This is a genomic window from Phenylobacterium sp. (assembly GCF_004297125.1).
Classification (GTDB): domain Bacteria; phylum Pseudomonadota; class Alphaproteobacteria; order Caulobacterales; family Caulobacteraceae; genus Phenylobacterium.
The window spans coordinates 23,906-45,397 of the sequence record NZ_SCVD01000030.1 but is presented as its reverse complement, the minus strand read 5'-3'; the positions used below and the strand labels follow the sequence as shown (position 1 = coordinate 45,397).

At 70.4% G+C, this 21,492-nt stretch carries 19 protein-coding genes and 1 pseudogene; 9 read left to right on the top strand and 11 right to left on the bottom strand.

The window, feature by feature from the left end; genetic code table 11:
• Positions 1–18: 18 nt before the first annotated feature.
• Entirely contained in the window at positions 19–2,673 is a 2,655-nt protein-coding gene (ppc, locus tag EPO51_RS21725; RefSeq protein ID WP_293354517.1) for a phosphoenolpyruvate carboxylase, read from the bottom strand.
• On the bottom strand, positions 2,670–3,656 hold the full coding sequence (locus EPO51_RS21720) for a DUF885 family protein (RefSeq protein ID WP_293354515.1): 987 nt from the start codon (positions 3,654–3,656) through the stop codon (positions 2,670–2,672). Before EPO51_RS21720 ends, ppc begins: the two co-directional genes overlap by 4 nt.
• Positions 3,657–3,704: 48 nt before the next feature.
• Between EPO51_RS21720 and EPO51_RS21715 the strand changes: the two genes are divergently transcribed.
• Genes EPO51_RS21715 through EPO51_RS21705 form a run of 3 tightly spaced genes read left to right on the top strand, consistent with a single transcriptional unit; the run spans position 3,705 to position 7,495 of the window.
• Positions 3,705–4,661 carry an alpha/beta hydrolase gene (locus EPO51_RS21715; RefSeq protein WP_293354513.1) on the top strand — a complete coding sequence of 319 codons (957 nt, stop codon included), beginning with the start codon at positions 3,705–3,707 and terminating at the stop codon, positions 4,659–4,661.
• A 21-nt stretch (positions 4,662–4,682) separates the two neighbouring features.
• On the top strand, positions 4,683–5,960 hold the full coding sequence (locus EPO51_RS21710; RefSeq protein ID WP_293354512.1) for a flavin monoamine oxidase family protein: 1,278 nt from the start codon (positions 4,683–4,685) through the stop codon (positions 5,958–5,960).
• Complete coding sequence (locus EPO51_RS21705; protein ID WP_293354510.1) at positions 5,957–7,495, top strand: cation:proton antiporter; 1,539 nt, start codon at positions 5,957–5,959, stop codon at positions 7,493–7,495. The genes EPO51_RS21710 and EPO51_RS21705 overlap by 4 nt, the downstream gene beginning before the upstream one ends.
• Here the strand turns inward: EPO51_RS21705 and EPO51_RS21700 are convergent.
• Both EPO51_RS21700 and EPO51_RS21695 read right to left on the bottom strand, forming a co-directional pair.
• Positions 7,492–7,923, bottom strand: coding sequence for a hypothetical protein (locus tag EPO51_RS21700; protein WP_293354508.1), 432 nt, complete (start codon positions 7,921–7,923; stop codon positions 7,492–7,494). The two genes, EPO51_RS21705 and EPO51_RS21700, sit on opposite strands and share 4 nt — an antisense overlap.
• A 35-nt stretch (positions 7,924–7,958) precedes the next feature.
• Positions 7,959–9,527, bottom strand: coding sequence for a pectate lyase (locus tag EPO51_RS21695; protein ID WP_293354506.1), 1,569 nt, complete (start codon positions 9,525–9,527; stop codon positions 7,959–7,961).
• A gap of 125 nt (positions 9,528–9,652) precedes the next feature.
• Here EPO51_RS21695 and EPO51_RS21690 point away from each other — a divergent pair, with 125 nt between their 5' ends.
• Positions 9,653–11,230, top strand: a complete 1,578-nt coding sequence (locus EPO51_RS21690) for a carboxylesterase/lipase family protein (RefSeq protein WP_465246620.1) — start codon at positions 9,653–9,655, stop codon at positions 11,228–11,230.
• A gap of 4 nt (positions 11,231–11,234) precedes the next feature.
• Here the strand turns inward: EPO51_RS21690 and EPO51_RS21685 are convergent, their stop codons facing one another.
• Both EPO51_RS21685 and EPO51_RS21680 read right to left on the bottom strand, forming a co-directional pair.
• Positions 11,235–11,687 carry a response regulator gene (locus tag EPO51_RS21685; protein ID WP_293354504.1) on the bottom strand — a complete coding sequence of 151 codons (453 nt, stop codon included), beginning with the start codon at positions 11,685–11,687 and terminating at the stop codon, positions 11,235–11,237.
• A 32-nt stretch (positions 11,688–11,719) separates the two neighbouring features.
• On the bottom strand, positions 11,720–12,802 hold the full coding sequence (locus EPO51_RS21680; RefSeq protein ID WP_293354502.1) for a sensor histidine kinase: 1,083 nt from the start codon (positions 12,800–12,802) through the stop codon (positions 11,720–11,722).
• 300 nt (positions 12,803–13,102) lie between these two features.
• On the opposite strand from EPO51_RS21680, the gene EPO51_RS21675 reads away from it, so the two are divergent.
• The 5 genes and pseudogenes from EPO51_RS21675 (at position 13,103) to EPO51_RS21655 (ending at position 16,410) form a co-directional block, all read left to right on the top strand.
• Positions 13,103–13,264, top strand: a complete 162-nt coding sequence (locus EPO51_RS21675) for a YdcH family protein (protein ID WP_293354500.1) — start codon at positions 13,103–13,105, stop codon at positions 13,262–13,264.
• Between the two features lie 148 nt (positions 13,265–13,412).
• Positions 13,413–14,219 carry a helix-turn-helix transcriptional regulator gene (locus EPO51_RS21670; RefSeq protein ID WP_293354498.1) on the top strand — a complete coding sequence of 269 codons (807 nt, stop codon included), beginning with the start codon at positions 13,413–13,415 and terminating at the stop codon, positions 14,217–14,219.
• A gap of 605 nt (positions 14,220–14,824) precedes the next feature.
• Positions 14,825–14,917: pseudogene (locus tag EPO51_RS28175) on the top strand (PEPxxWA-CTERM sorting domain-containing protein); the annotation flags it as partial.
• A gap of 251 nt (positions 14,918–15,168) precedes the next feature.
• Positions 15,169–15,693, top strand: coding sequence for a hypothetical protein (locus EPO51_RS21660; protein WP_293354494.1), 525 nt, complete (start codon positions 15,169–15,171; stop codon positions 15,691–15,693).
• Positions 15,694–15,783: 90 nt separating this feature from the next.
• Positions 15,784–16,410 carry a hypothetical protein gene (locus tag EPO51_RS21655; protein WP_293354492.1) on the top strand — a complete coding sequence of 209 codons (627 nt, stop codon included), beginning with the start codon at positions 15,784–15,786 and terminating at the stop codon, positions 16,408–16,410.
• Positions 16,411–16,507: 97 nt separating this feature from the next.
• Here the strand turns inward: EPO51_RS21655 and EPO51_RS21650 are convergent, their stop codons facing one another.
• The 5 genes from EPO51_RS21650 to uxaC are packed head-to-tail and all read right to left on the bottom strand — an operon-like array spanning position 16,508 to position 21,376.
• Positions 16,508–17,614, bottom strand: a complete 1,107-nt coding sequence (locus tag EPO51_RS21650; RefSeq protein WP_293354490.1) for a sugar kinase — start codon at positions 17,612–17,614, stop codon at positions 16,508–16,510.
• Positions 17,615–17,617: 3 nt separating this feature from the next.
• Positions 17,618–18,289, bottom strand: coding sequence for a bifunctional 4-hydroxy-2-oxoglutarate aldolase/2-dehydro-3-deoxy-phosphogluconate aldolase (locus tag EPO51_RS21645; protein ID WP_293354488.1), 672 nt, complete (start codon positions 18,287–18,289; stop codon positions 17,618–17,620).
• Between the two features lie 30 nt (positions 18,290–18,319).
• The gene (kduD, locus tag EPO51_RS21640; protein ID WP_293354486.1) at positions 18,320–19,081 is read right to left on the bottom strand and encodes a 2-dehydro-3-deoxy-D-gluconate 5-dehydrogenase KduD; all 762 of its coding nucleotides are present in this window, start codon (positions 19,079–19,081) and stop codon (positions 18,320–18,322) included.
• On the bottom strand, positions 19,078–19,914 hold the full coding sequence (gene kduI, locus EPO51_RS21635; protein WP_293354484.1) for a 5-dehydro-4-deoxy-D-glucuronate isomerase: 837 nt from the start codon (positions 19,912–19,914) through the stop codon (positions 19,078–19,080). Before kduI ends, kduD begins: the two co-directional genes overlap by 4 nt.
• A 13-nt stretch (positions 19,915–19,927) precedes the next feature.
• Positions 19,928–21,376 carry a glucuronate isomerase gene (gene uxaC / locus EPO51_RS21630; protein WP_293354482.1) on the bottom strand — a complete coding sequence of 483 codons (1,449 nt, stop codon included), beginning with the start codon at positions 21,374–21,376 and terminating at the stop codon, positions 19,928–19,930.
• Between the last annotated feature and the right edge of the window lie 116 nt (positions 21,377–21,492).

The following is a 21,492-nucleotide window of genomic DNA, read 5'->3' as shown; positions in this document are numbered from 1 at the left end:
AGGGCGCGGATGTGGCCATCAGCCGGTGTTTCTCAGGCCCGACGCGATCCCGGCCACCGTCAGCTGGATGGCCAGCTTGAGCTGCGGGTCCTCGTCGCCCGCCCGCCGCCGAGCCAGCAGTTCGAGCTGCAGGTGGTTCAGCGGGTCCACCACCTCGGCCGCCAGGGCCACGGATTCCGCCATCTGCGGATGGTTGTCCAGCAGGCTGGAGCCGCCGCGGATCGCCAGGACCAGTTCGCAGGCCGCCTCGTGCTCGTCGCGGATGCGGCCGAAGATCGCCTTGCCCGCCGTCCCCGCGTGCAGCGCCGCGTACTTGGCCGCGATCGCCATGTCCGACTGCGCCAGCGCCACCTCCATGTTGGAGACCAGGGTCGCGAAGACCTGCTCCTCGGCGAGGCTCCGGAGATCGTCGGCGGTGAGCCCGGCCTTGGCCGCCCCGCCCGCGAAACCGTACCAGGCCGGCAGCATGAACCGCGCCTGCGACCACGAGAACACCCACGGGATCGCCCGCAGGTCCTCGATCCGGCGGCTGGGCGTGCGCGAGGCCGGCCGGCTGCCGATGTTCAGCCCCACCAGCTCGGCGATCGGCGTGGCGCCCCAGAAGAAGTCCTCGAACGCGGGATTGTCGTAGACCAGCTCGCGATAGGCGGTGAACGAGGCTTGGCTCAGGGTGTCCAGCATGCCCGACCCCGCCTGAACCTCGTCGGGCCGGGCGCTGGCCATCAGCACCGCGGCGGCCAGGCTGTCCAGGTTGCGCCGTGCGGTCGGCTGGTCGCCGAACCGGCGGGAGATCATCTCGCCCTGCTCGGTCAGGCGCAGCCTTCCCTTCACCGTGCCGGGCGGCTGGGCCATCACGGCCTGGGCCGCGGGCCCTCCGCCGCGCCCCACCGATCCGCCGCGGCCATGGAAGAACCAGAGGTCCACGCCCTGCTCCCGCGCCTGGGCCGCCAGCAGGGCCGCGGCCTTGCTGACGTTGTGGCGCGACGCGACATAGCCGCCGTCCTTGTTGGAGTCCGAGTAGCCCAGCATGATCTCGCGCCACTTGGGCTCGCCGAACAGCGCCGGCGGCAACGGCAGGGCCAGCCACTGGCGCAGCAGCTCGGGGCCGTGCTCCAGGTCGCCGATGGTCTCCAGCAGCGGGCTGATGCGGATGGCGCTGCGGCCCTTGTCGCCCCCCTGGACCAGCCCCGCCTGCTTCAGCAGCACCAGGGGCTCCAGCACGTCTGACAGGGTGGCCGTCTTGGAGATGATGCAGGCGCCCAGCGCCTTCTCGCCATAGAGCCGCACCACCTCGGCCGCGGCGTCCAGCACGCCCAGCTCGCGCATGGTCTCTTCGCTGTAGTCCAGGAACGGCGAGCGCAGCGGCCGGTCGTGACTGAGCTCCTTGGACAGCACCCGCACGCGCTCCGTCTCGTCGGAGCCCAGGTAGTCGATGTTCACGCCCGCCCGCACGTAGAGCTCGTGGATCATCCGCTCGTGGACGTCGGCGTTCTGGCGCAGGTCGATGGACAGCAGGTGGAAGCCGCAGGCCCGCGCCACGGCGACCAGAGTGCGCAGCCGCCCGCCGACGACGCGCTCCCCCAGGTTCGTCCGGATCGACTGGCGGATGGTCTCCAGGTCGGCGACGAAGTCCGCCGCCGCCTCGTAGGCCGGCGACCCCGTGGGCCACGCCCCGCCGGCCAAGCGGTTAGCGGTCGCCGACAGCCGGTCCCAGATCTCCTGGAGCGCCAGTCTGTACGGCTCGTCCTTGCGGTGGGCGTCGTCCTTCCCGGCGTGCGGCGAGGCCTCCGCCAGCGCCAGGACGCCGGGGCTGGCCGGGGTCAGGTCGACGCTGACGGCGAGATCGAACCAGAGCCTGCGCACCTCGTCCGAGTAATGGTTCAGGATCAGCCGCGCCTGCGAGCGCATGGCCAGGCGCAAGGTGTCGCCGGTCACCCCGGGATGACCATCCCGATCACCGCCCAGCCACGAACCCAGGGTCAGCGGCGTCGCGCTCTCGAAGTGCTCGCTCCAGCCGTCGTAGAGGTCGGCCAGCGCCGGGAGGATCGAACGCCGGACGATGGCCAGCGAGTTGCGGATCTCGTCGGCCGGGCTGATCCGCTCGGGCCGGTGCATCCGCGCCTTCCAGAGCAGGGCCACCTCGCGGAACAGGTCCTCCCGCAGGCGCTTTTCCACGTGCGGCAGGAGGTGGTGCGTGCGCAGTGACATCAGCCGGGCGATCTCGGCTTCGCGTTCCACCACCGCGCGGCGGCGCACCTCTGTCGGATGGGCGGTCAGCACCGGCGCCACGACCATGCGCGGCACGATCCGCCCGGCGACCTTCGGCCCCAGCCGCTGGGCGGCGTCCACCAGGGTGTGCGGCAGCGCGCCCGGCTCCATCTCGGCCTCGACCGAACGGCGGCGGCCGACGACATCCTCACCCAGGTTCGACAGCATCGAGGCGCAAGTGAAGGCGCGGGCCAGGTAGACCGCCTGGTCCGGGCGCAGGGTGGAAAACAGCGCCTCCAGCGCCTCCTCGTCGTCCTGGCGGGCCACGTCGCGGGCCCGCTGCACCAGGGCGGCCGCCTCCTCACCGTCCAGGTAGCGGATCACCTCCTCGAGCAGGTCCTCCAGATAGTGGACCGCCGCGCCGGCGGCGGCTTCGGGGACCGGGGCGACCTTCATGTCCATCATCGGGCCGACTCCCTTGCACGCACGACGGCGGCGAACATACCGCAGGGGAAGGGTCCGTCAGCCAGTATCGCGCGATGAAAGTGCGCCCACCCCGCCCGAGGCTTCGGCCGCAGGCGGGCGATCTCCAGGGCGCCCAGCCCTTGCGCGGCGTATGTCCCGGGTTGTCGGCCCATGCGGGCCACGTCGGCTTCGATCGTCGCGAAGGCGATCGCGTGGCCCTGCAGGTCCCGCATGGCCGCCAGCGCCCGCTCCGCGCTCCAGCCCAGCGCGCCCAGGCCCGTGTCGGCGACGACCCGCGCCATCCGGAACAGCCGCCAGTGCAGATCGCCGATCTCGCCCAGGGGATCGCCCGCGTAAGCCCCAAGGTCCGCGGCGAGCTGTTCGGCGTAGGTCGCCCAGGCCTCCGAATAGACGCCGAGGTAGGACTGCTTCGCCGGGTCGGACGATTGCAGCGTGGCCTGCAGGGCGTGGCCGGGGACCGTCTCGTGGAAGGCGACGCTGGGCAGGGTCCAGGCCGGCCGCTCGCGGATCGCCTTCAGGTCCACGTAATAGGCCGGCGGCTCGCGATAGCCGCCCCGGCCGCGCGCCACGTCGGCGGGCGACATCCGGCGCACCTCGGCGGCGGGCATGGCGACGCCGAAGACCCCGGCCAGCTTCGGCCGCAGCGCCGCCAGGCGGCCATTCATCTCGGCCACCGCCCGGTCCCGCCCGGCGTCGTCGTCCGGGTAGAGGAAGCGCGGGTCGGCGAAGAGCGCGCCGATCCGCTCGGCGACCGTCCCCCGGACCAGGCCCTGCCCGCGCAGCAGCACGTCGGCCCGCACCTGCAGCCGGCGGGCCTCCACCAGCGCCTGCCGGTGCGCCGCCCTGGCGTCGATCGGTCCGCCCCAGGCCGTGGCCAGCGCCGCCGCATAGGTCTCGGCCGCGCCGGCGGGGCTGGCCAGCAACGCGGCGCCGGACGCCAGCACGGATCGACGGGTCCACATGGCCGCCACGTCTAGCCGCGCAAAAGTGCGAATGCTACCGGTGTCATTATGATTTTCGACCGCCGCACGCTCCTCACCCTCGCCTCGGCGAGCGCCGCGACGCCGGCCCTGGCGCAGGCCGCCGATCCCACGGAAATCGTGAAGCTCTGGCCGGGCAAGCCGCCGGGCGCCCTGGCCGCCGTCCCCCGCGAGCGGGTCCTCGACCGGGTGAAGACCTCGGGCTTCCAGGACCGCATCGTCACCGGCGTCGGCGAGCCGCTGATGACCGTGTTCCGGCCGGCCCGGCCCAACGGCGCGGCGTGCCTCGTCATCCCGGGCGGCGCCTACATCCGCGTGGTGATCGACAAGGAGGGCTTCGAGATCGCCCATCGCCTTGCGGAGGCCGGCGTCACCAGCTTCGTGCTGCGCTACCGCTTGCCGGCCGAGGGCTGGGCCGACCGGGCCGACGTCCCCCTGCAGGACGCCCAGCGGGCCATCCGCCTGATCCGCGCCGGCGCCGGCCGCTATGGCGTTGATCCCGCCCGGGTCGCGGCGCTGGGCTGTTCAGCGGGCGGCCATGTCGCGGCCAGCCTCGCCACCGGCCATGACCGCACGGTCTATCCGCCGGTCGACGAGGCCGACCGCCTGCCGGCGCGGCCCGACCTGTCCGCCCTGCTCTATCCCGTGATCGACATGGCGCTTCCCCATGCGCACGTCGGCTCACGCACCGCGCTGCTGGGCGCCTCGCCCACGCCCGCCGCTGAGGCCGCCTACTCGCCGCATCGCCAGGTGACCGCCGGGACGCCGCCGACCTTCCTGGTTCACGCCGCCGACGACACCTCGGTGCCGGTCGAGAACAGCCTGGACTACCTGACCGCCCTGCGCGCCGCCAAGGTTCCGGCCGAGGCCCACATCTTCGAGGAAGGCGGCCATGGGTTCGGCATCTACCTGGCGCGCGGCAAGCCCGCCCACGCCTGGCCCGACCTGTTCCTGGCCTGGGCGGCGCGGCGGGGTTGGCTGCGCTGACGCTAGCGTTATAGGTGGCCGGTGTCCGTCTCTACGCCCAAGCCAGACGCCACCGGCCCCGTCAGCGGGGACATCGACGTCGCCATCGTCGGCGCCGGCGCGGCCGGGATCGCCGCCGGGCGCCGGCTGGTCGATCGCGGCTGCTCGGTGCTGCTCCTGGAGGCGCTGCCGCGGCTGGGCGGCCGGGCGCACACGGTTCAGCTCCTGGACCTGCCTTTCGACTACGGCTGCGGCTGGCTCCATTCGGCCGAGCGCAACCCCCTCGTCGCCCTGGCGGAGGCCCAGGGCCGCACCCTCGACCGCAGCGAAGGCGCCTGGCGCCGCCAGCTCCACGACATCGACTTTCCCGAGCGGGACCAGCGCGCCGCCTGGACCGCCTACGCGCGTCTGGGCGAGCGGCTCCGCCATGCGCCGCCCCCCAGCGACCGCGCCGGCGACGCCGTGGCGCGCAACGACCCCTGGCGTCCCTTCCTCGACGGGATCAGCAGCTTCATGAACGGGGTGGAGCTCGACCAGCTCTCGGTGCGGGACTTCCTGGCCTACGATGATGCGGCCAGCGAGAACAACTGGCGGCTTCCGGCGGGCTACGGCGCGTTCCTCGGCGACCTCGGCGCGGGCCTGCCCGTCGCCCTCGACACCCGCGTGACCTCCATTGCCCACGGCGACGGCGTCACGGTGGAGACCGACCGCGGAACCATCCGCGCGCGCGCCGCCATCGTCACCGTCTCCAGCAACGTCCTGGCGCGCGGCGACATCCGCTTTTCGCCGCCTCTCGACGACCACCTGCACGCCGCCGCCCGCCTGCCGCTCGGCCTCGACAACAAGGTGTTCCTCGCCCTCTCCGAGCCCGACGCGGTGCCGCCGGAGTCCCACCTGCTGGGCCAACTGGATCGCGCCGGGACCGGCAGCTACTACCTGCGTCCCTTCGGCCGCCCGGTGATCGAGGCCTTCCTCGGCGGCGCCCTGGCCCGCGAGCTCGAGGCGGCGGGCGAAGCCGCGACCTTCGATTTCGTTCGCGAGGAACTGCGCGAGCTCCTGGGCGCCCGGTTCGTCCAGTCGCTGACCCCGCTCGCCGTGACCCGCTGGGGCGCCGAACCCACCATCCTCGGATCCTACAGCCACGCCGAGCCCGGGCATGCGGACGCGCGCGCGGTCCTGGCCCGCCCGCCCAGTGGGCGACTCTGCTTCGCGGGCGAAGCCTGCTCGGCTCACGACTATTCCACCGCCCATGGCGCCTGGCAGAGTGGCCTGGACGCGGCCGACTGGATCGCCGCCAGCCTGCCGGGGGTCGCCCCGTGAGCTTCTTCGAGAGCCTTCTCGTCCTGCTGGCGGTCGCGATCCTCCTGCTGCAGGTGTCGCGCCGACTGACGATCCCCTACCCCACCATGCTGGCGGCGGCCGGGGTCGGCCTGGCGGTGATCCCCGGTGCCCCGGCGATCACCCTGGATCCGCACATGGCGCTGGCGTTGTTCATCGCCCCGGCGCTGGTGGACGCGGCCTTCGACTTCCCGGTCCAGGCTCTCAGGCGGTTCTGGCGCCCGCTGTTCGCCCTCGCGGTCCTGGCCGTGATCGTGAGCGCCGGAACCGTGGCCTGGCTGGGCGTCGCCATGGCCGGCCTGCCGCTCTATGCGGCGCTGGCGCTCGGCGCCATCGCCGCCCCGCCCGACGCCGCCGCCGCCACCGCCGTGCTCAGCAGCGTGAGCATGCCCCGCCGATCGGTGACCGTGCTCAAGGGCGAGAGCCTGCTGAACGACGCCACGGCGCTGCTGCTCTTCAGCGCCGCCGTGTCCATACACACCCGCGGCGAGATCGACGCCGGCCTGGCGGTCCACCTTGGTCTGGCCGCGCCCGGGGGCCTGCTGCTCGGCTTCGCGATCGCCAGGCTGTTCCGGTACCTCACCCCATTCGTCACGGGCACGCTGGGCGGCAACCTGATGGAGTTCGTGAGCTGTTTCGGCGTCTGGATCATCGCCGAGCGCCTGGGCCTGTCGCCGGTCCTCTGCCTCGTCGCCTTCGCCATGACCATCGCCCGCACCGCAGGCCTCACCACCGCGCCGCGGGTGCGGATCCACAGCTTCGCCGTCTGGAGCAGCGCGGTCTTCCTGCTGAACGTGCTGGCCTTCCTGCTGATGGGTTTCCAGGCCCGCGCCATCGTCGGCGCCATGGAGCCCGAGCGCCTGCGCGAGGCGGCCATCTTCGCCCTGTCGGTCATCGCCTGCGTGATCGCGACGCGGATGGTCTGGGTAATGATCTACAATCGGGTGGTGAACTGGTTCCCAGCGATCCGCGGCGACTTGCCGCCGCCGACGTTCCGCCAGGGCATCCTGGTCGGGTGGTGCGGGATGCGCGGCCTGGTGACCCTGGCCACCGCCTTCGCCCTGCCCGCCTCGTTCCCGCAGCGCGACCTGATCGTGCTCACGGCCTTCGCCGTCGTGCTGGCGACGCTAGTGGTCCAGGGGCTGACCCTGGCCCCTCTGGTCCGCCTGCTGAAGCTGGACGGCCACGACGATCTCGACGCCGAGCTCGCCGAGACCCGCGCCCGGCTCGCCGCCGTCGCCCTGACGACCCTCGACGGCGAGACCGGCCCGGCCGCCGACCATTGGCGCTATGGCCTGGAGGCGGTGCGCGCCGCCGCCCTTTCCCAGGACGATCCGCAGCTTCCGGAGAAGCGACGGCTGGGCCTCAAGGCGATCCGCCGCCAGCGCGAACATCTCGAGGAGCTCCGCGCCCAGGGACAGGTCGGCGGCGACACCTTCCTGCTGCTTCAGGAAGAGCTCGACTTCTCGGAGGTCGCGCTCGTGGGCGAGTCCGGCGGCCAGATCCAGGAGAGCTAAGGCAGTCGCTTCGGCGACGGGATGTAGGTCTTATGGCAGCCGTTGCAGGCGTCGTAGATCGGGCCGCCGCCGATCTCGAAGGCCTTCCCGGCGTCCCTGGCCTTGGCCGCCGCCTCGCCGGCCGCCGCACCGTCCACCAGCATCTGGGCGAATTCGTTCCAGCGGCCCGGCCGCGAATGCTGCATCAGCTCGCGCCCCTTCACCTGGAGCGTCTGGGCGCCCTTCAGCGCTTCCGCCCAGCGAGCCTCGGCCTGGGCTGGCGTCTCGCCCTCCGGCGGATCGTTGCCGCCGGCCCAGAACGCCAGCGCCCCCGGGTTCACGCCCGTGGCCATGATCGCCTGGACCGGCAGGTCATGGTTCACCACCTGGGCCATCGCCTCGCCCGCGGCGACCACGGCAAGAGCGGCGAGCAGCAGGCGAAGGCGCATCCTGGAATCTCCGGTATGGCTCCGAGCCTAGCGGCTCAGCGCGCCCGGTCCAGATAGTCGATCAGGGTCGTCATGTTCTGAACGTAGGCGCCGGTGGAGATGCCCAGCACGGGCTTGTCGGTCGGATAGGGCGAGGTGTCGGTGGCGTCGCCCACGTGGGTGGTCGAATAGTCCTTGTCCGCCTTCGCCGGCGGGGTCGCGCCCGTGTAGGGGTTGCTGGTCGCCACCAGCGGCGTCGGCCAGTAGCCCTCGGCGTTCAGCCCGGCGACCAGCTTGGCCGCCGCATCGGACGTCACCGCCGAACCCTTCTGCGCCTTGATGTTCAGGTCCGAGGTCTCCAGGTCCCGCGTGGCGAAGTATTTCGGCAGCGGCACGAGGCCCTTCGCCATCAGCGGCGAGTCCTTCGTGACCTCCGCCGGATCGCTCGTCCTCAGGCGCTCATAGCGGGCGCGCATCCCCGCCACGTCGATCTTCCGCCAGGCGCCGTAGTGGGCCAGGGTCTTCTGGTCGCTGTAGTCCCAGTAGTACTCGCCGTTGACGACGTTCGAGCCGCGCCGGTGGACGTAGATCGGCCGGTCCGTCCCGATCTCGATATAGGTCGGGTGCGTCCGCCCGTCGGGCCGCGGCTTGGCCAGCTTCACCTTGTCCAGCCAGTCCAGCGCCTCGGGCACGCGGGCCAGGTACCTGGTGTCGCCGGTCAGCTCGTAGAAGTTCATCAGCTGGGTGATGTTGTTGGCCGTGGTGTGGGTGGCCAGCGCCGTCGGCTCATAGGTCCGCGCGCCCGCCGGCTTCAGGTCGGCCACCGTGTACTGCAGCGCCCACCCGGGCTGCGGCTGGCCCTGCTGGGTGACCAGGAAGCTGTTCATGGCCCGGTTCACCGCCTCCAGCGCCCGCGCGTCGCCCAGCGCCTGGTAGGCCATGACCAGGAACTTGATGTTCTCGCCGGCCACGTCGTCGTTGAAGGTGATGAAGCTGGTGTAGTCCGGCTTGCCGTGGTGGCTGAACTCGTTCTTCAGCGGATAGCGCTGCGGCCAGCCGCCGATCGGGTACTGGCTCTCCAGCACGAAGTTGAGCGCCTTCTCCAGCGCCGGCCGCCAGCGTGGGTCGCGCTTCTCGACGTAGAGCCTGAGCAGGAACTGCATCGCCTCCGACGTCCCCGCGTCGTCGAAGGTGGCGTTGCCCCAGTAGTGCTGGAATTCCTCCATCCGCCAGGCGTTCTGGCCATAGGTGGCGTACCAGTCCTTCATCGAGGCCTCGCCGCCGAAGTCGATCATGTAGTGCCAGCCGCCGCTCGGATGCTGACCCCAGATCAGCGCCTCGGCCGCCTTCTCGGCGGCGCGGTAATAATAGTCGTCGCCGGTGGCGTGATAGGCGTCGAGGAACAGGTGGCCCATGGTCGGGGTGCCGGGCGGCTGCACCCAGATCATCGTGGGCTTGGCCTCCAGCTCGCCCCAGCGGCGCGACATGTCGGCGGTGTAGGACCAGACGTAGCCGCCGTTGTAGGCGACCTTCTCGACCATGAAGCGGGTGGCGGTCTTCATCGCCGCCAGGGTCTGCTCCGTGGTGGGGGCCTGGGCGGCCGCGGGGCCTGCGAACGCCAACATCAACGCGCCGACAACACCGGCCAATACGCCCCGAACCATGCCCGTTTCCTCTGTCGTTGAAACGGATGTAGCGCGAATTGCTACCGGTGTCATAGTGGTCAAAACGCGAAAACAGGGCGGATTCGATGGTTTGCGAGCTTACCCGGCGCGGCGCGGTCGCCGCGGGCCTGGGCATGGCGGCGATGGCATGGAGCGCGCGGGCGGCCCCGGCTGTCGCCTCCCCCGTCGCGCGCACCCGGCACGGGCCGATCCGCGGATATGTGGACGACGGGATCCTGGCCTTCCGCGGCGTGCGCTACGGGGCCGACACCGGCCCCCGCCGCTTCCAGCCGCCGGCCCCGCCCGCCCCGTGGACGGAGGTCGCCGACGCCCGGCAGTATGGCGCCGCCTCGCCGCAACGCGACCGCAACGCCGGCCCGACCGGCGAGGACTGCCTGTTCCTGAACGTCTGGACGCCGGCGCTCGACGCGGGCCGGCGGCCGGTCATGGTCTACATCCACGGCGGCGCCTATTCGAACGGCTCGGGCTCGTCGCCCCTGTACGACGGCGTCCGGCTCTGCCAGCGCGGCGACGTGGTGGTGGTGACGCTGAACCACCGCCTGAACGCCTTCGGCTACGCCTACCTCGCCCGGCTGGTCCCCGAACTTGCCGACAGCGGCAACGCCGGACAGCTCGACCTGATCCTGGCGCTCCAGTGGGTCCGCGACAACATCGCGCGCTTCGGCGGCGATCCGGGCAAGGTCATGGTCTTCGGCCAGTCGGGCGGCGGCGCCAAGATCGCGACGATGATGGCCACCCCGGCCGCGGCCGGCCTCTTCCACCGCGCCGCCACCATGAGCGGCCAGCAGGTCACCGCCTCGGGCCCCGGCAACGCCACGCGTCGCGCGCTGGCCTGGCTCGACGCGCTCAAGCTCAAACCCGAACAAGCCGCCGACCTGCGCACCCTGCCCGCCGAACGCCTGGTTGACGCCCTCGGCGCCGAGGATCCGGTCCTGGGCTTCGGCGGCCTCTACTTCGGCCCGGTGCTCGACGAGCGCTCGCTGAAGCGCCACCCGTTCTATCCGGACGCCCCGGCCCAGTCGGCGCACATCCCGATGATCGTCGGCAACACCCACGACGAGACCCGCGCCTTCATGGGCGGCGACCCCAGGAACTTCTCGCTGACCTGGGACGAACTCCCCGCCCGCCTCTCCCAGGAGGTCATGCGCGTCGACATCCTGCCCGAACCGGTGATCGCCGAGTACCGGCGGCTCTATCCGCGCTACAGCCCCAGCGACGTGCTGTTCGCCGCCACCACCGCCGCCCGCTCCTGGCGCGGCGCGATCATCGAGGTGGAAGAGCGCGCCAAGGCCGGCCATCCCACCTGGGCCTACCAGCTCGACTGGGCCACGCCCAAGGACGGCGGCAGGTTCGGCGCGCCGCACGCCAGCGACATCCAGCTGGTCTTCGACAACCTCGCCAAGCCGGGCGCCACCGCCATCGGCCCGACCGCCCAGCCCATGGCCGACCAGATGAGCGAGGCCTTCCTGGCCTTCGCCAGGACCGGCGATCCCAACTGCAAGGCGATCCCGACCTGGGCGCCCTACGACCTCAGGCGCCGCCGGACGATGGTGTTCAACGTCCCGTCCAGGCTGGTCGACGACCCGCGCGGCGCGGAACGCAGGCTGTTCGCCAAGGTCCCCTTCGTGCAGGCCGGGACCTAGGCAGCTAGGCGGCGGCCACGTCCGGCGAGCCGTCGAACACTTCCAGGTTCTTGGGGCGCGGAGGCGTCTCGTCGCCCCGCAGGTGAGCCAGCAGGTAGGCGACCGCCCGCACCATGTCGGCCGGGCTGTAGGGTTTCGGCAGCGACCCGACCGCATGGGTTCGCGCCGTCCGCGCCCGGCTGACCTGGCCGCTGATGAACAGCACCGGGATATCCAGCCCGCACAGGTCCCGGGCGAGATCGATGCCGTCGTCGCGCCCTTGCAGCCGGATGTTCACCAGCGCCAGGTCGGGCTTGCAGTCGCGCACCGCCGTCAGGGCTTCCTCGTGCCGGCACGTGAGGTCCATGACGCGATAGCCGGCGTCCTCCAGCTCGTCCTTGAGCGACATCGCGGCGAGGATCTCGTCCTCGACGATCAGCAGGCGCACGTCGCGCGCGGCAGGGGCGGCGGTCGCCATGGCGGATTCCCTTATTTCGGAATGGTTGGTCATCAGCCGGCCTGCGCGGCCGGACGCCCGGTCGCCGGGGCGGCCGCGGAGCCGTCCTCATCGACCAGGGCGACCTGGTTGTGAGTGACGGTGACGCGCGTTCCGGGTTGCGCGGGGGCGATCTCGACCCTGGCGTCCAACTGCTTGGCCAGGGCCTGGACGATGCTCGTGCCGAGGCCCTGTGGCGGATCGCTGGGCATGCCGACCCCATTGTCGGTGACCACCAGGGTCCAGTTCGGGCCCTGGAACTCGCACGCCACCGTGATCCGGCCGGAACGGTTCTCGGGAAAGGCGTGCTTCAGGGCGTTGATCACCAGTTCGGTGACGATCAGGCCCATGCTCACCGACACCCGCCCCTCCACGTGGCCCCGAGCGCCGGTGACGGCCAGCGAGAGCTGGTCGCTGTCGGCGATCATCGACGCGCCGATGCTGCGGCAGAGGCTGGTGAAATAGCCGCGCAGCTCGACCTGCTCTTCGCTCGATCCCGCCAGCAACCGCTCCAGGGCGGCGACGGACATCACCCGGCTGTGGGCGTCCTTCAGGTGGCCGCGCGTCTCGTCCGAACGGGTCCGGCGGGCGTTCTGCAGCAGGACGCTGGCGATGATCTGCAAGCTGTTGGCCACGCGGTGGCGGACCTCCTGCAGCAGGATCAGGTTCTGCGCGAGGATGTCGTCCTTTTCGCGCTCGCTGGCGCGGGCGTCCGTCACGTCCGTCACGGCCATCACCAGCCGCTGGTTGTCGAGATCCAGGTAGACCAGGCGCTGGGCGTGGATGATCAGCCGCCGCGCGCCGCGCCCCGGCCGCTTGAGATCCATCTCGTAGGCCTCGATCGTGGCGGCCCCCGAGAGCGTGGCCTCCAGCAGCGAGCGCAACTGCGGAACGTCCCACTCGCCGTCGCCGAGCCCCGCCAGGGGCATGCCGGGGGCGCCCGGCGGGTCGAGCTCGAAGACTTGCGAGAACGAGGCGCTCGCGGCGACGATGTTCAGGTCGCCGTCCAGCAACAGCAACGGCCCCGCCGACGCCGCGACCACCGCCAGAGCCAGGCTCAGCGCCGCTTCTTCGGTGGGTGGCGCACGGGCGGGCATGGCCGGCTTTCGGGAAACTGGAGGCGCGCGGAGTGCAAGCCCTGCCCAGACAGATTGTGGCGGAGAACGCGGCCGACACACAGTCCGGCTACGTCACCCTAACGCAGGCGACTGCTTTATGTTGCATTACAACATATAAGCCACTCTTGCGTGCAGCCTCCCCTTCATCCGGACCGGCGCGTAAACCATCCGCTGCGGCGGCTCGGCGCAGGCCGCGCGCGCTAAGCGCCCGGTAAGCTTGTCGGCCGCACGCTCCAGCTTCCGTCCGGCGAAGGGCCGGGCGCAGGCGAAGAGGACCTCATGAGCCGTCAACGCGTGCCGCAGCTCACCCGCAAGCACCAGGACCTGGACACGAAGATCCGCCAGGAAGCCCGCAGCCCCGCCTCCGACGACCTCGCCCTCCAGGCCCTCAAGCGCCAGAAGCTCCGCCTCAAGGAAATGATCGCGGCGGCGCAGGGGTAGGACGGCAGGCAGGCGTCGCCTTCCAACCGCAAAGCCGAGCCCGATCGCCTCCAAGGCGGACCTCGCGGACGTTGACCCCAGGCCAAGATTGGCGTGATGCCCGTTCAGGCGAAGCATGAGGTAAGGAGCGCGTGGAGGGGAACCCGTCATGCCGACTGCGAACGCCGATGCAATCCATCGGGTCTGGGACGAGTTATCCGACTACGACGCCAGCCAACCGGAGCTCGCGCTGAGGCGCCTGATGGTGTTTCTCGCGAGTCTGGGCAACGTCTCGAACGTGACCTGGACCGCCGGCATCCGCATGGGCGGCGTCGCGGATGGCGAGGCCGCTCCCGATCCGCTGCAGGGATGGCGGGTGGCGGCGGTCAAGACGCTCAATCCAGTCGCGCCCAACAAGATCCTGCGCGCGTGGGATCGGCGCGAGATCGATCCGTCCTTCCTGCTGCCCATGCGGGACGTCGGAATGTTCCGGACCTACTCGTTTCGCCGCGAGTTGCTGCCGGCCTGGTTCGAGCAACCGTTCTATCGCGAGCAGTATGCCGTCAGGGACGTCCATGACGCCGCCTTCGTGGCGTTTCCGCTGAATGAGAGCTGCGAATCCCACTTCGGGCTGCATTCCCGCGACACGGTCAGCGACGAGACGATCGAGGCGCTCGCCTATACCCTGCGCGGCGTCAAATGGTTTCACCGGCGGTTGATGCTGAGCCAGGGCCTGCTAATGGCCGACATGCCTCTGACGCCGACCGAGCAGCGGGTGTTGCAGCTCCTGCTGACCGAAGCCTCGGAGAAGAGCATCGCCTTTCAGCTGGGCATCGCCGCCTCCACCGCCCACCAGCACGTGGTCTGCATATTCCGCAAGTTCGGCGTCCGCAGCCGGGTTGGGCTGATGAGCCTCTGGCTCAACCGGGCCAGCCGTCCCCCCGTGGCGGACGAGACCAAGACCCCTACTGATTAGTCAGGATGACGAGCGCCTGCCGGGCCAGCTAACGCTTGGCGCGCGCAGAAGCGCCTATGACGGGGCAGTTGAGTATGAAGTCTTCAATCAGAGTGCTGGCGGGCAGCGTCATCGCAGCCGCCGTGATGATGGGCGCGAGCGCCCCGGCGCAGGCCACCGTCGCGACCTCGATCAAGATCATCAGCGGAGCCGCCGGAGGCGACTGGCTCGGGATCGGGGAATTGCAGGTCTTCGCCGGCGGCGTGAACGTGGCGTTGGCCAGCAACGGGGGCCTCGTCTTCGGGACCGGGAGCTACGATGCGAGCACGCCGCCGAGCAAGGCCACCGATGGGATTATCAGCACGGCCTATCCGAACATCTACCACAGCGACGGGGCCGGGCCGACCGAGTACCTCCTCGTCAAGTTCACCGACGCATTCGACGTGAGCGACATCGTGATCTACGCCCGTGGCGACTGCTGTTCAGAGCGCAACCTGTTCAGCTACCAGCTTTATAACTTCGGCCAGTTCGGCGACATGCTGGTCGCCGAGGGGACCCTCGACGCGCGCAACACGCCCTATTCGGCCTCCGCGCACCTGCAGACAAACTCCCCGGCGCCCGCGCCCGCGCCCGAGCCCGGGACCTGGGCGATGATGATCCTCGGTTTCGGCGCTACGGGCGCTGTGGTGCGGCGCAGGCGCATCGTCGCCGCCGCCTAAGGCGCCCCGGAGCCCCCCGTACGGCAAGCGGTTGGTCAGCGTCATCGTCGGGCGAGTGTTCCCGACGGGTCGAAAGCCGGAGCCGGCGTCGTGTCCACACACGGACCTTCCGCGCCAGGCCCAGAAGCGGCCCCCTTCAACGTCTCGCGAGAGGCGTCACCGCGCGTTCTGGGGGTTCGGCGCCGACACTCGTCCGAACCCGGTGTCCTGCCGTACATCTTGGTTCCTGACCTTGACCGGAGATCAACCGGATGCGCCTGCGCTTCCTCGCCCCCCTGTTGGCCGTCGCCCTGACCGCCCTTGCGCCCGTCGCCTCGGCCCAGACCCAGGCCGAACGCATGCTGGCCGCCGCCAAGCAACTCCGCACCACCGCCGAACAGCACAAGGCGACCCTCACGCCCGACGCCCGCGCCGAGATGCTCCGCCAGGCCGACGAGATGGAGAAGGGCGTCCGTTCCGGGGCTTACGGCGCTTATGACAACCTGCCCAGGGAGCCGACCCTGGCCGAGAAGCTCATGGCCGAGCACGGCCAGTTGGAGTGGCTCACGCCCAACGGCGCCTGCGCGGGCTACACGCTCGAGAACTACGGGACCTTCCGCTTCTCGCCGCAGATCAACGACCGCGACAGCCACTGCCGCAACGCCTACGGCCACTACGCGTCCTACCTGCGCTACGCCAAGGACCCGGCCGCCGCCGAGGGCGCTGCTCAGTCGCTCTTCTATTACGACGCGGCGGCCCGGCGCGCCGCCGGCCTGCCGCGCCGCGAGGTGCGCTAGGTCGAATCGACAGTCAGGACATCGGGAAGCTCAGCCGCGCGCCAGCACTGCGCCTTGACGCCGAGGTAGATGTGTTCTATTTTTGTTCTCATGCCGGACGCCGTCGCCCGCACCGATCATGAGCTCCGGATTCTGGAGGCGATGGTGGACTGCGCCTACGGGCTGGGCGTGGCGTTCGGCGAGGCGGCGAAGGCCCAGGACGATCATGCGAAGAAGCTCGAACTGTTCGACGCCTTCAATCGCAGCTTCCTGGCCGTGCGGATGGGCATTCGGCTGAGCATGACCCTGCGGGCGCCGCCGAAGCCGGCCCGGGCGGAGGCCGCCGAGCATGATCCGTCCGAGATGGCCGAGGCCGACCGCCCCGAGCGGGACCCCGGCGGCCCTGTCGAGCGCGAGCGCGAACGCGACCAGGAGCCGGTCAGCCTGCCGAAATTCCTCGCCACCCTGCGCGGCGTCGCCGCCGATGCGGCGCGCCTGGACGACACACTTCCCGCCGACCTCCGCGCCGGCGCCTCGACCCTTCAGGATCTGCTGGTCCGCGCCAAGGCGGGCGCCGCGGCGTCCGCGGCCGCGCAGGCCCCTGGCGACGTGGACGTGCTGACCCGGCCGCCAAGGGCCGCCCCCAGGACGGCGCTGTTCGGCTCCGCCTCGGTGGCCCTGGCCCCGCCCCTCGCACGACGCGGCGCGGACCCGCCGCCCCCTCGCCGCTCCGGCTGACGGTCGCTGCTGCCATCCCGGTCTTCGCCGCGGGCGGAAGACTGGAACCTACGAACTCCGAGCCCACCGCCCGATCCCGGCGGCGCCGCCGTGCGCCCTAGCGGATGACCCGCGCACCCTTCGACTTGATCGCTGTCTCGACCTCGGCGGCGCGCACCATCGAGGTGTCGCCGGGCGTGGTCATGGCCAGCGCGCCGTGGGCGGCGCCGTACTCCACCGCCATCTGGGGCCCAAGCCCCTCCATGAAGCCGTAGGCCAGGCCGGAGGCGAAGCCGTCGCCGCCGCCGACCCGGTCGTAGATCTCCAGGTTCTCCCGCATGGTCGACTGGTAGAACTCGCCCGCCGCCCAGATGATCGCCGACCAGTCGTTGATGCTGGCGGTCTTGGCGTTGCGCAGCGTGGTGGCCGCCACCTTGAAGTTAGGGAACGCCGCGGTGCAGGCCTGGATCATCTTCTTGAAGTTCGCCGGGTCGATGGCCGAGATGTGCTCGTCCAGCCCCTCGACTTCGAAGCCGAGGCAGGCGGTGAAGTCCTCCTCGTTGCCGATCATGACGTCGACGTGCTTGGCGATCTCGCGGTTGACCTTCTGGGCGCCAGGCTTGCCGCCCTGGCTCTTCCACAGCGAGGCCCGGTAGTTCAGGTCGTAGGAGACGATCGTCCCGTACTTGTGGGCCACCTCGACCGCCTCGATCACCGCCTCGGCGGTGTTGGACCCCAGCGCCGCGAAGATGCCGCCGGTGTGGAACCAGCGCACGCCCTCCTCCCCGAACAGCTTCTCCCAGTTCACCTCGCCGGGCCGGATCTGCGAGGCCGCCGAGTGGCCGCGGTCCGAGGTGCCCAGCGCCGGGCGGATGCCGAAGCCCTTCTCGGTGAAGTTCAGGCCGACGCGGGTGTTGCGGCCGATGCCGTCGAACTCGCGCCAGATCAGGTGCGAGGTGTCGACCCCGCCCTGCATCATGTGGTCCTCGACCAGCCAGCCCAGGTCGTTGACCGGCAGGGCCGTCACGTGCGTCGCGCGCTTCCCCCAACACTTGCGCATGGCGCGGGCCACATTGTACTCGCCGCCGCCCTCCCAGACCTGGAAGGTGCGGGCGTTGCGCACCCGGCCATGGCCGGGGTCGAAGCGCAGCATCACCTCGCCGAAGGCGGCGCAATCCCACTGGCATTCGTTCGCCGGCCGGATCTTCAGCACGTCACCCGCCATCGTCTATGTCCCCTTGATCTTCTTGATGAGTTGCACGGTCTCGCGCACCCGGCGCTCGATGCCGTCGTAGTCCTGGGCGTCCAGCAGCGCCTTGGTCACCAGGTTCGAGCCGATGCCGCAGGCGACGATGCCGGCGCCGAACCAGGCCTTCAGCGACTCCTCGGTCGCCTCGACCCCGCCGGTCGGCATGATCTTGGTCCAGGGCATGGGGCCCAGGATGTTCTTCACGAACTCCGGCCCGCCGACCGAGCCGCCCGGGAAGACCTTCACGATCTCCACGCCCAGTTCCTGGGCCTCGCTGATCTCGGTGGCCGAGCCGCAGCCGGGCGAATAGGCGATGCCGCGGCGGTTGCAGAGCCGCGCCACCTCGGCGTTGGTCATCGGGCCGACCACGAAGTTCGCGCCGTTGGCGATGTAGAGGCCGGCGGTCGGCGCATCGACGATCGAGCCCACGCCCATGATCACGCTGGGGTCGGCCTTGGCGAAGTGGCGGGTGACCTCCAGGAACACGTGACTGGCGAAGTCGCCGCGGTTGGTGAACTCGATGCACTTGGCTCCGCCGTTGGCGCAGGCCTGGATGACCTTGGAGCAGACCTCCACGTCCGGGTGGTAGAAGACCGGGATCACCCCCTGGTCCATCATCGCGGCGAGAACTTTCAGGCGGTCGCGGGCCATGGGGCTACTCCTTCTGTGCGTGGGCCGGCGTCAGCGCGCCAGCCAGCCGCCGTCCACGGGGACGATGGCGCCGTGCATGTAATCCGCCGCGCGGCTGGCCAGGAAGACCGCAGCGCCGGCCAGGTCGCCGGGCTCGCCCCAGCGCCCCGCCGGAATGCGGTCCAGGATCTGCTGGTTGCGGCTCTCGTCGGCCCGAAGCGCCGTGGTGTTGTTGGTGGCGAAGTAGCCGGGGGCCAGGCCGTTGACGTTGATGCCCTTGGCCGCCCACTCGTTGCAGAGCGTCTTGGTGACCCCGGCCAGCGCGCTCTTCGAGGCCGTGTAGGACGGCACGCGCAGGCCGCCCTGGAAGCTCAGCATCGAGACCACGTTGATGATCTTGCCGCTCTGCCCGTCGGCCACCCAGCGCCGGGCCACCGCCTGGCTGAGGAAGAAGACGGTCTTCAGGTTGGTGTCCATCACCGCGTCCCAGTCCTCTTCCGTGAAGTCGAGGCTGTCGGCGCGGCGGATGATGCCGGCGTTGTTGACCAGGATGTCCAGGCGCCCAGTGGCGGCATAGGCCTCGAACACCACCCGGCCGATCGGCTCGGTGGTCGAGAGGTCCGCGCTGACCGCGTGCAGCTTGCGGCCGGCCTTGGCCACCAGCTCGGCGGTCTCGTCCGGCGCGCTGCGGCCCACCGCCACGATGTCCGCGCCCGCCTGCGCCAGGCCCACGGCGATCGCCTGGCCCAGGCCGGTGTTGGCGCCGGTGACCAGCGCGGCCTGCCCCGTAAGGTCGAAGAGAGTCGCGCTCATTTCAGCTGGCAGATGTCGAGGACGTTCATGTCCGTGTAGTCGAGGTTCTCGCCGCCCATCGCCCAGATGAAGGCGTAGTTCGAGGTGCCGGAGCCCATGTGGATCGACCACGGCGGCGACATCACCGCCTCCTCGTTGGCCATGATGATGTGCCGCGCCTTGTCGGGTTCGCCCATGAAGTGGAAGACGCGGTCGTTCTCGCCCAGGCCGAAGTAGAAGTAGATCTCGCTGCGGCGGTCGTGCAGGTGCGGCGGCATGGTGTTCCAGACGCTGCCGGTGTTCAGCACCGTCAGGCCCAGCAGCAGCTGCGCCGACTTGCAGGTCTGCGGCACCACCAGCTGGTAGATCGTCCGCTCGTTGGAGGTCTCCAGGGCGCCTCGCTCCAGCGGGACGGCGTCGGCCAGCGCCAGCTTCTTGGTCTCGAACGCGGCATGGGCCGGGGTCGACACGAGGTAGAAACGCGCGCCCTCGCCCTCGAAGGTCACATCCTTCGCGCCCATGGTCACATAGAGGCAGTCGCGGGGGGCCAGCGGATAGGCCGTCCCGTCCACCGTCACCGTGCCGGCCGTGTCCGAGACGTTGATCACCCCCATCTCGCGCCGCTCCAGGAACGGATGGCCCTTGGCGCTCTCCGGCACGGTCTGGTCGGGCAGCTTCAGCGCGCCGGCCGCCGGCGCCGCGCCGCCGATCACGAAGCGTTCGTAGTGGGTGTAGTTCAGCACCACCTCGCCGGGCGCGAACAGGCCGTCGACTAGGTAGCGCTGGCGCAGGGTCTCGTTGTCGACCCCCTCCATCATGTCCGGATGGGTCGCGTGATAGGTCCGCTTGAACACGGTGGTCCTCCCGTCAGACCAGCTCGGGCGTGCGCTTGGCCGCCGGCTCGTCCAGTTTGTAAGCCCGCTTGGGCAGGTTGTAGGCCAGATCGACGGCGGTCTCGGCCGCGTCATCCTCGTCGATGCGATGTTCGGTCACCAGCTTCGCCAGGAAGCTGGCGTCCACCCGCCGGGCCACGTCATGGCGCGCCGGGATCGACAGGAAGGCGCGGGTGTCGTCATTGAAGCCGACGGTGTTGTAGAAGCCCGCCGTCTCGGTGGTCTGCTCGCGGAACCGGCGCATGCCCTCCGGGCTGTCGTGGAACCACCAGGCGGGCCCCAGCTTCAGCACCGGATAGTGGCCGGCCAGGGGCGCCAGCTCGCGGGCGTAAACGCTCTCGTCCAGGGTGAAGACGATGACCGACAGCCGCGGATCGTTGCCCAGCTTGTCCAGCAGCGGCTTCAGCGCCCGCACATAGTCGGTGCGGGTCGGGATGTCGGCGCCCTTGTCCCGGCCGAAGCTCCCATGGAGCCAGCGGTTGTGGTTGCGGAACGAGCCCGGGTGGATCTGCATGACCAGCCCGTCGTCCAGGCTCATCTTGGCCATCTCGGTCAGCATCTGCGCCCGGAACAGCTCGGCGTCGGCCGGCGTAAACGCCCCGCTCAAGACCTTGCGGAACAAGGCGCGAACATCCACATCTGACAAGTCGGCGGTCTGGGCCGTCGGATGGCCGTGGTCGGTAGAGGTGGCGCCCAATTCCATGAAAGCGCGGCGGCGCAGACGGTGAGCTTCCAGGTAGCCTTCCCACGCATAGACGTCCTGGCCGGTCATCTCGCCGAAACGTGCGATCTCGTGGGTGAAATCCTCGTGCTCGGGGTCCACCACCGGGTCGGGGCGATAGGCGGTGACCACCCGGCCCTTCCATCCCGAGGCGCGCATGGCCTTGTGGTGGGTCAGCGGATCGGTCGGCGCCTCGGTGGTGGCGATCAGCTCGATGTTGAACCGCTCGAACAGGGCCCGGGGCCGGAACGCCGGCGTGGCCAGCGCCTCGCCGATGCGGTCGAAATAGAGGTCGGCGGTCTCGGCGCTCAACGCCACGTCGAAGCCGAACACCTCGGCGAACACGTGGTTCAGCCACATGGACGACGGCGTCCCGCGGAACAGGCGCATGTTGGACGCCAGGATCCGCCAGGCCGCCCGTGGATCGGCGCTCGAAGGCCCCTTGCGCGACGGCACGCCCAGGTCGCTGAGCGCGATCCCCTGGGAATAGAGCATCCGGTAGAGGTAGTGGTCCGGCGCCAGCAGCAGCTCGGTGGCGTTGGGGAACGGCGCATCGCCCGCGAACCACTCCGGGTCGGTGTGGCCGTGCGGGCTGATGATCGGCAGGTCCTTGACCCGCGCATAGAGGCGCTTCGCCACCGCACGGGTGGCGGGCTCGGCGGGGAACAGCCGGTCCGGGTTCAGCGTCAGGGGCCTTGTCATCGGCCATTCCTCCCTTTGGCGCGGTAGGTAACCGGTGTCATTATGGGGTGCAAGCCATTTGCGCCGGCCCTATTCGACTAGCCTGTCCGGCTGGGATTGTCTTTCGCAGACCAAAT